Source organism: Inquilinus sp. (assembly GCF_057815775.1).
The window spans coordinates 1-7,802 of record NZ_JBYRFX010000101.1; the positions used below are offsets into that span (position 1 = coordinate 1).

The 7,802-nt window shown below is 68.5% G+C and carries 8 protein-coding genes; 1 reads left to right on the top strand and 7 read right to left on the bottom strand.

The features are described 5' to 3' along the window. Window positions 1-81: 81 nt before the first annotated feature. The 7 genes from AC3XYG_RS03645 to fhuF all read right to left on the bottom strand — a co-directional run bounded on the left by AC3XYG_RS03645 (window position 82) and on the right by fhuF (window position 7,248). Window positions 82-1,776: a PfkB family carbohydrate kinase gene (locus AC3XYG_RS03645; protein ID WP_489138451.1), complete on the bottom strand. Its 1,695-nt coding sequence runs from the start codon at window positions 1,774-1,776 to the stop codon at window positions 82-84. A gap of 3 nt (window positions 1,777-1,779) precedes the next feature. Next, window positions 1,780-2,877, bottom strand: a complete 1,098-nt coding sequence (locus AC3XYG_RS03650; protein WP_489138452.1) for a phosphotriesterase family protein — start codon at window positions 2,875-2,877, stop codon at window positions 1,780-1,782. Between the two features lie 8 nt (window positions 2,878-2,885). Continuing rightward, a complete protein-coding gene (locus AC3XYG_RS03655; protein ID WP_489138453.1) occupies window positions 2,886-3,923 on the bottom strand; it encodes an ABC transporter permease in 1,038 nt (345 codons plus the stop codon). After that, window positions 3,920-4,714, bottom strand: coding sequence for an ATP-binding cassette domain-containing protein (locus AC3XYG_RS03660; RefSeq protein ID WP_489138454.1), 795 nt, complete (start codon window positions 4,712-4,714; stop codon window positions 3,920-3,922). Before AC3XYG_RS03660 ends, AC3XYG_RS03655 begins: the two co-directional genes overlap by 4 nt. 56 nt (window positions 4,715-4,770) lie before the next feature. Beyond that, entirely contained in the window at window positions 4,771-5,712 is a 942-nt protein-coding gene (locus AC3XYG_RS03665) for an ABC transporter substrate-binding protein (RefSeq protein WP_489138455.1), read from the bottom strand. A 140-nt stretch (window positions 5,713-5,852) separates the two neighbouring features. Continuing rightward, complete coding sequence (locus tag AC3XYG_RS03670; protein WP_489138456.1) at window positions 5,853-6,446, bottom strand: helix-turn-helix domain-containing protein; 594 nt, start codon at window positions 6,444-6,446, stop codon at window positions 5,853-5,855. Window positions 6,447-6,513: 67 nt separating this feature from the next. Beyond that, entirely contained in the window at window positions 6,514-7,248 is a 735-nt protein-coding gene (fhuF, locus tag AC3XYG_RS03675; protein ID WP_489138457.1) for a siderophore-iron reductase FhuF, read from the bottom strand. Window positions 7,249-7,452: 204 nt separating this feature from the next. Here fhuF and AC3XYG_RS03680 point away from each other — a divergent pair. Further along, window positions 7,453-7,802 (top strand): hypothetical protein (locus AC3XYG_RS03680; RefSeq protein WP_489138458.1); only part of this gene is annotated, 350 nt, incomplete at its 3' end.

The following is a 7,802-nucleotide window of genomic DNA, read 5'->3' on the forward strand; positions in this document are numbered from 1 at the left end:
CGACGCCGATCACCGCCTTGGTCCGGCCGAAGATGTCTTTGATCGCATGGCCGCGGGAATTGGCGACGGCTTTGGTCTCGGTCATCGCTCGGCCCCTCCTTGGGCCAGGGATGCGGGCAGGATCGCTGCGATCTCGGCCCGATCGGGGAAGGAAGACAAGACGCCCGGCCGGGTCACGCCGATGGCGGCGATGCGCACCGCGGCGGGCAAGGCGGCCTGGATCGCGACGCCGCGGTCGAGCAGCCCGACCAGCACGCCGCACAGCAGGTCGCCGGCGCCGGCGGTGTCGACCGCGACGACGGTCGGGGCCGGATAATCCGTGCGCTCGCTGGTCGTCACCAGCGACGCGCCGCCGGCGCCGAGGGTCACGACCACCATCGACACGCCGTGGCGCAGCAGCGTGGCCGCGGCCCGGTGCGGATCGGGGTTGCTGCCCAGGCGGCAGGCCTCACCCTCATTGACGATCAGCAGGTCGGTCAGCGGCAGCACCACGCCATAGGGCTCGCGGATCGGCGAGGGGTTGAGCACGGTGCGGACGCCGCGCTTGCGGGCCAGGGTGAAGCAGTCGCGCACCGCGGTGATGCGCAGGTTGCCCTGCATCAGCAGCAGGTCGCCCGGCGCCAGCGCGGTGTCGAGATCGGTGCCCTGCGGCGGCGCGAAGCGGTCGGCGCAGCCGGTGACGCTGATGATCGCGTTCTCGGCCGACGCGTCGACCTGGATGATCGACCGGTCGGTCGGGCTGTCGACCCGGACCAGGCCACCGGTGTCGACGCCTTCCGCCGCCAGCCGCTCGGCCAGCGCCTCGCCCGGCTGATCGCGGCCGATCGCGGCCAGCAACCGGACCCGGGCGCCGATTCGGGCGGCGGCGACGGCCTGGTTGGCGCCCTTGCCGCCGAGATCCTCCGCCATCCCGGCGGCGACGATCGTCTCCCCCGGTTCCGGGAAGCGGTGCAGCCGGTAGATCGAATCCAGGCAGGCATTGCCGACGACATGGACGGTCATGCGGGTTCGCTCATGCCTTCCGGATCGCCCAGGACAGGGCCTGGGACCACAGGCGGCCATAGCCCTCCCAGGCCGCGAAGTCCGGCGCAGCCAATGCGGGCCGATGTCGGAGGTCCAGGCCAGGGTGCGGCCCTGGCCGTATTCGCCGACCACCAGCAGCGGCAGGTCGCCATAGTCCGCGCCGACCGTGGCCAGCACCTGGGCGCCGGGCTTGGGCTTGACCTCGTTGAAGCCGAGCAGCGCCGGCCAGGGGCCCGGCAGCCCGGCGAGGATCGGGTGCTCGGCCACCAGCCTCGGGTCGAAGCCTTCCGGCACCTCGACCCGGTCGTCGACCGGCAGGATCTCGACCGGCAGGATCTCCTCGACCGCGGTCTTGTGGAAGCGGGCGCCGCCATTGATACCCTGGAAGCTGTAATAGCCGCCGAACATCAGCAGCGCCCCGCCGCCGCGGACGTACTCGCGCAGCAGTTTCAGCCGGTTCGGCGTGCGCTTGCTGTGGACCCAGGTGTCCGGGTGCAGCAGCAGCGTGTTGGCGCCGATGTCGGACAGGATCACCGCGTCATAGGCCTGCAGGCCCTCGATCGTCTGCGGGAACTCGCGCTGCGCCACATGCGCCGGCATGTAGTGGATGTCGAAGGGCGAGTCCTTCAGCGCCTCCAGCAGCGGCTCGGCGCCCTGGTGGTAGGTCACGGTCGGGAACTGGTCGAACCCCTTGATGTGGGTCGCGGTCGACACCCAGGATTCACCCGCCAGCAGGATCTTGTGCTTCGCCATGTCTCAGGCCTCGGTTGCGGTGTTGTGGGCGGCGGAGAAGACGCGCCGGGGGTTGTCGATCAGCAGCCGGTCGATGGTGGCGCGGTCGACGCCGTGCCGGCGCAGCCGCGGCACGAAATGCTTCAGGATGTAGCCGTAGCCGAAGCCGCCATAGCGGGTCAGCATCATCTTCAGGAACACGTCCTGCGACAGCAGCAGCCGGTCCTCATGGCCGGACTCGATCAGGCTGACGATCGCCCGCGCATTCTCCTCGTCGCTCGGCGACTGCGCCTTCTGATCGGCGTAGTAATAGTCCATGCCGATCATATCGTATTCCAGGAAGGCGCCGCGATCGGCCAGCGCCCGCTGGTAGGGCAGGTCGGCGTGGCTCGGGTTCATGTGGCACAGCACGGTGTGCCGCAGGTCCGCGCCCTCTTCCTCGATCACATCCAGCACGCGATGCGCCAGCCGTTCCCAGCCCGGCAGGTGGATCGACAGCGGCACGCCGGTGCGGCGCGAGGCGCGGGCGGCGCCGCGCAGCGACTTTTCCTCCTGGGCGGTGAAATCCTTGCTGACGCCGATCTCGCCGATCAGCCCGGCATGGATCACCGGGCCGTCGTCATCCTCGGGCGGCGGCGCCCCGCCGACATCGCGCACGATCCGCTCGGCGATGGTGTCGGCGTCCATGGCCTGCACCTCCTCGGGGTGCGACTGGCCGAGGTAATAGCCCGCGCCCATGACGATGTTCAGCCCGGTGCGGCGGCTGATGCGCTGCAGCGCCTCCGGGTCGCGACCGATGCCCAGGCAGGTCGGGTCGACCACGGTGGCGCCGCCCAGCTCGGCGAACTTGCCCAGCTCCTCCACCGCCAGATCGGTGTCCAGCAGGAAGCAGTTGTCCCGGTTCAGGAACGGGTTCATCCGTAGCTCGCCGATCATCGTGATATCGATCGGCTTTTCGGCCAGGGCGATGTGGCTGGCGCAGCACGGCCGCCGCCACCAGCTGGAGGTGTCGAGCAGGATGTGCTCGTGCATCAGGGTCACGCCCATGGCCGCGACCGGGATCGGCCCCAGCACGGTCATCACCTGGCCGGACTGGACGCCGATGGGGGGAAGTGTCGTCATGGCGGGCCTCAGCGGCGGGTCGTGGTCCGGAAGATCCGGAAGTTCAGCCAGATCGCGATCAGGATGATCACGCCTGTGATGATCGGGGTGAGGAACGGCGACATGTGCGCCAGGATCAGGCCATTGCCGATCACGGCGACGGTCAGGGCGCCCAGCACGGTGCCGATCATGGTGCCGCGGCCGCCGAACAGGCTGGTGCCGCCCAGCACCACCGCGGCGATGACGTCGAGCTCGAACCCCATGCCGGCATTGGCCGAACCGCTGCCCAGCCGGGCGGCGATGACCACGGCGGCCAGGGCCGCGGCGGCGCCGGACAGGACGTAGACGAACAGCGTCGTCCGCCGGATGTTGACGCCGGCGCGGCGCACCGCCTCGGCATTGGCGCCGATGCCGGTGACATAGCGGCCGAGGCGGGTCTGGGTGAAGATCAGGATGCCCAGGGCCAGCACCAGCACGGCGATGATCGCCGGCAGTGGCAGCCCCGCCACCCAGCCGCGGCCGATGGTGACGAATGGGCTGGTCGCCTCGATCGGGATCGAATAGCCCTGGGTGATCAGCAGCGCCACGCCGCGGATGATGCCCAGGCCGGCCAGGGTGACGATGAAGGCGGGAATGCCCTCATAGGCGATGAAGAAGCCCTGCACAGCGCCGATCAGGGCGCCCAGCAGCACCAGCCCGACCAGCGCCACCGGCCAGGGCACGCCCGCCTGCAGCACCACCGCCGACAGGGCGCCGATCAGGCCGAGCATCGAGCCGACCGACAGGTCGATGCCGCCGGTGGTGATGACGAAGGTCATCGCCGTGGCGACGATCAGCAGCGGCGCGCTCTGCCGCAGGATGTTCAGGATGTTGGCCTGGGTCAGGAAGCTGTCGGTGACCGCGCCGAACAGGATGCAGACGGCCAGGAAGAAGATGAAGATGCTGGCGACGCCGCCATTCGCCATCACCTGGTGGCGCAGCCCCGGCGGCCGGTCGGCCTTGCCGGCGGCGCCTGCGGGGCGATGGGAATGATCCTCGGTCATCGCGGTGTTCCCCGTGGCGCTCATGCCCGTGCCTCCGCACCCTCGGCCATGCGGGCCGAGCGGGCGGCGAATTTGCGGCCGACGATCAGGTTGACGACCTCTTCGATATTGGTGTCCGCGATCTGCCGCTCGGCGATGTTGCGGCCCTCATACATCACCTGGATGCGGTCGCAGACCAGGAACAGGTCCTGCAGCCGGTGGGTGATCAGGATGACGCTGACGCCCTGGGCGCTGACCGTGCGGATCAGCTCCAGCACCGCCTCGACCTCCGCCACCGCCAGGGCCGCGGTCGGCTCGTCCATGATCAGGACCGAAGGCTGGAACGAGGCGGCGCGACCGATTGCGATGCTCTGGCGCTGGCCGCCCGACAGGTTCTCGACCTTGAGCCAGGTGTTGGAAATGCGGATGCCCAGCCCGTCCAGCATCCGCCGGGCTTCGCCATGCATCCGGCCCTTGTCGAGGAAGGGCAGGCCGAGCACGCGGCGCCGCGGTTCCCGGCCCAGGAACAGGTTGCCGGCGACGTCGACCGTGTCGCACAGCGACAGGTCCTGGTAGACCATCTCGACATGGTGCCGGCGGGCGTCGGCCGGGCTCTGGAACCGCACCTCCTGCCCGTCGATCTCGATCGTGCCGGTGTCGGGGATCACCGCACCGGACAGCACCTTGCTCAGCGTCGACTTGCCGGCGCCGTTGTCGCCGACCAGCCCCAGCACCTCGCCGCGGCGCAGGGTCAGTTCGACATTGTCGAGCGTCTGGATGGCGCCGTAGCGCTTGCCGATACCGCTCATGCGGACGCGGACGGGTCTGTCGTCCAACGGTCCCTCCATCTCTGGTCGCAGGGGCCTCCCGCTGACGGGGAGGCCCGGACGCATCACTTGAACAGGCTGCGGAACTGGTCGACGTTGGCCTTGGTGACGATCGTGACCGGCACGTTGATCACCGGCGGCACCGTCTCACCCTTCTTCAGCTTCAGGATGGTCTCGACCGCGACCTTGCCCTCGGTCGCCGGGTCCTGCTGCACCACGGCGGCGACCCAGCCGGCATCGATGCCCTCGATCGCCTGGGCGGTCAGGTCCCAGCCGAACACCTTGATGTCGCCGGTCCGGCCCTGGCTGGTGACGGCGGAGACCGCGCCGATCAGCGCCGGCTCACCGGTGGCGTACAGCGCAGTCATGCCGGGGTTGGCGGTCATCAGGTTCTCGGACGCGGTCAGCGCCACGTCCTGGACGTTCTGGCCATCGACCGTGTCGACGATGTCGACCTTGACGCCCGAGGCGCCGAGCGCCTTCTTGAAGCCGTCGAGCCGCTGGTTCTGGATGAAGGAGTTCAGCGCGCCGATGACGCCGAGCTTGGCGCTGCCGCCCATCGACGCCTTCACGTAATCGGCGGTGTGCTTGCCGATCTCCTCGCCGGCCTTCTGGTTGTCGACGCCGACGAAGGCGGTGTTGTCGCCATCCGGGATCTGGGCGTCGACCGCGATCACCGGGATGCCGGCCTGCTTGGCGGCGGTGATCGCCGGCTTCACGCCGTTGACGTCGATCGCCACCAGGACGATGCCGTCGACCTTCTGGGTGATGTAGGTCTCGATCGCGTCGTTCTGCGCGCTCGGCACATTGTTGGCGTTGAAGATCACCAGCTTCGCGCCCGCCGCATCCGCGGCCTTCTGGGCACCGTCATTGATCTGGTTGAAGAACAGTGCCTGCTGGTTGATCGTCACCAGCGCGATCGTCTGGGCCTGCGCCTGCGATGCGGCGGCCATCACCGCCACACCGGCCAAAAGCGCGCCAAGCCGATGGAATCGGAATCCCGTCATTGTAGCCTCCTGCCTGTTTGTCCCCGGCCGCGATGGCGGCGGGCAGTCCGTCGATCCTTGGGCTTCTGATGTCCCGTGGTCGTGGCGCAGAATTCAAGACAATGGATTATTAGTCAAGTTACTTGAATGGCGCTCCCGGATCAGAAGGTCGGCGGCGTGTTGACCCAGAAGATGCTGGCCGGCTCGTCGCCCGCGTTGCGATAGCCATGCGGCAGGCGGGAGGCGAAGACGAAGCTGTCCCCTTTCGCGAGCTGGTAAGGCTTGCCCTCGATCTCCAGCTCGACCCGGCCTGCCAGGACGTAGCCGACCTCCTCGCCGTCATGTTCGATCGGCCCGGCGCTGCGGCCGCCGACCTCGATGTGATGGATGTTGCATTGCAGCAGGTGGCCGGCGCTGTAGGGGATGACCCGTTCCAGCGAGATGCCCTCGCCCCGGCGCAGCGGGTCCAGCGTGATCATGGGGCGGGCGCCGGCGCGGAAGACGATGCCCTCATCCGCCGGCGTGTCCTCGAACATCCAGCCGATATTGGTCTCCAGCACCTGGGCCATCCGGTGCAGCATCGGCAGGGACGGCACGTTGCGGCCGTTCTCGAACTTCGACAGCAGGCTTTCCGAACAGCCGACCTTGTCGGCCAGCTGCTTCAAGGTCAGGCTGCGCAGCTGCCGGGCCAGCCGGATGCGGATGGCCAGCTGGCCCATGCCGCCGGTCATCGGATGCGAGAGGGGTTCGTCCACGCCAGGGATCCAGCTTCTGTTGGTCGTGGACTGTAGTCTTATTCAAGCACCTTTCCAAGCGGCCGGATCAGGCCGCCGCTTTCCGCAGACGCGCCCGCAGGTGCGGGCAGGTGCCGCATTCGGCGACCTCCGGCAGGCGGTAGCGCAGGCAGCACAGCCGGCGCCAGCGCTGCACCTCGCCCTCTGCCTCGACATCGTGGATCGGCTCGAACAGCGGATTGGGCCTGCCGTCCGGCCGTTCCCGGCTGCGGACCAGCCCGGCGGCCTCCGCCATCAGCGGCGGGTCCGCCAGCGGGTGGACCGCGATTTCGCCCAGGATCCAGTCGAGATAAACCGCCGCATTGCTCCAGTACAGGCGCGGCGCCACGCGGGTGTGGACGGCCCAGGCGGCGATGAAGGGCTCGATGTGGTCGCGCAGCAGCCGGTCGAAGCGATCGAAGGCGTCGGCTTCCGCGGCCGGCCTTCCGTCATCGGCGATGCGGAAGGCGATCGGGTGCCCCTCCGGCGCCAGGATCACCGCGATCTCCGACAGGGCGACCGGGAAGCTGCGGCCCAGCAGCAGGCTGGCCGCCATGACCGGCGGCAACAGCCGGGCGAAATACCATTGCGACCAGAACGATGCGACGGCCCGTCGATCGGCGCCCGGATATCGGGCCGCATAGACATCGAGAACGCTGTCGATCGTCGCCGGATCGAGCAGGCTCCGCCCGGGCAGCGCCGGGCGTTCGTCGTCCGGCAGCACCATGGCATCGGCGCAATGGGCCAGGTCGCCGGTGAAGATCGGGCGCAGGATCTCGATCATGCCGGTTCTGCCCGGCTGAAGACCGGATCGGCGCGTCGCGGCTCCGCCCAGCCCATCTGTCGGCCAACATTCATCCGCAATGGCTAGCGCAATTAAGAAGCGATCGCAATTGTGTCCTGCAGGCTTGTGCGCTTCAGTTAAATTGAATATGGAGAAATTGCTCAATTTATGGCATATGGATGCTGACACTTTTCGGGGGATATCGTGCGACGGCAGGGTCGAATTGTCTCGCAACGGGTCTGCGCCGCGCTATTCCCGGGCTTCAGCCCGATCGCGCCGATCGCGATCGTGTCGGCTCTTCTTTCTGCGTGCAGCGTCTACCATTACCGGCCCGACATCGACCCTGCAGCCTCCCGTGATGGTGGCGCTCGCTATGAGGCGGACTTGAAGGCGTGCCAGAATCAGGTCGTGGCAGGGCTGTCGGGGGCGTACCGGAATGGCGGCCTAGCCGTTGTGGCGGCAACGACGACAGGGGCGAGCCTCGGGGGAGGCGGCGCCGCCCTGCTCCACGGCAATGTCGGCAATTCAGCGGGTATGGGTGCCCTGGTCGGGGC

Excerpts from the sequence above, each read along its gene's own strand:
- AC3XYG_RS03645 (WP_489138451.1), bottom strand. The coding sequence starts at position 1,776 with ATGGCGAAGCACAAGATCCTGCTGGCGGGTGAATCCTGGGTGTCGACC.
- AC3XYG_RS03650 (WP_489138452.1), bottom strand. The coding sequence starts at position 2,877 with ATGACGACACTTCCCCCCATCGGCGTCCAGTCCGGCCAGGTGATGACC.
- AC3XYG_RS03655 (WP_489138453.1), bottom strand. The coding sequence starts at position 3,923 with ATGAGCGCCACGGGGAACACCGCGATGACCGAGGATCATTCCCATCGC.
- AC3XYG_RS03665 (WP_489138455.1), bottom strand. The coding sequence starts at position 5,712 with ATGACGGGATTCCGATTCCATCGGCTTGGCGCGCTTTTGGCCGGTGTG.
- fhuF (WP_489138457.1), bottom strand. The coding sequence starts at position 7,248 with ATGATCGAGATCCTGCGCCCGATCTTCACCGGCGACCTGGCCCATTGC.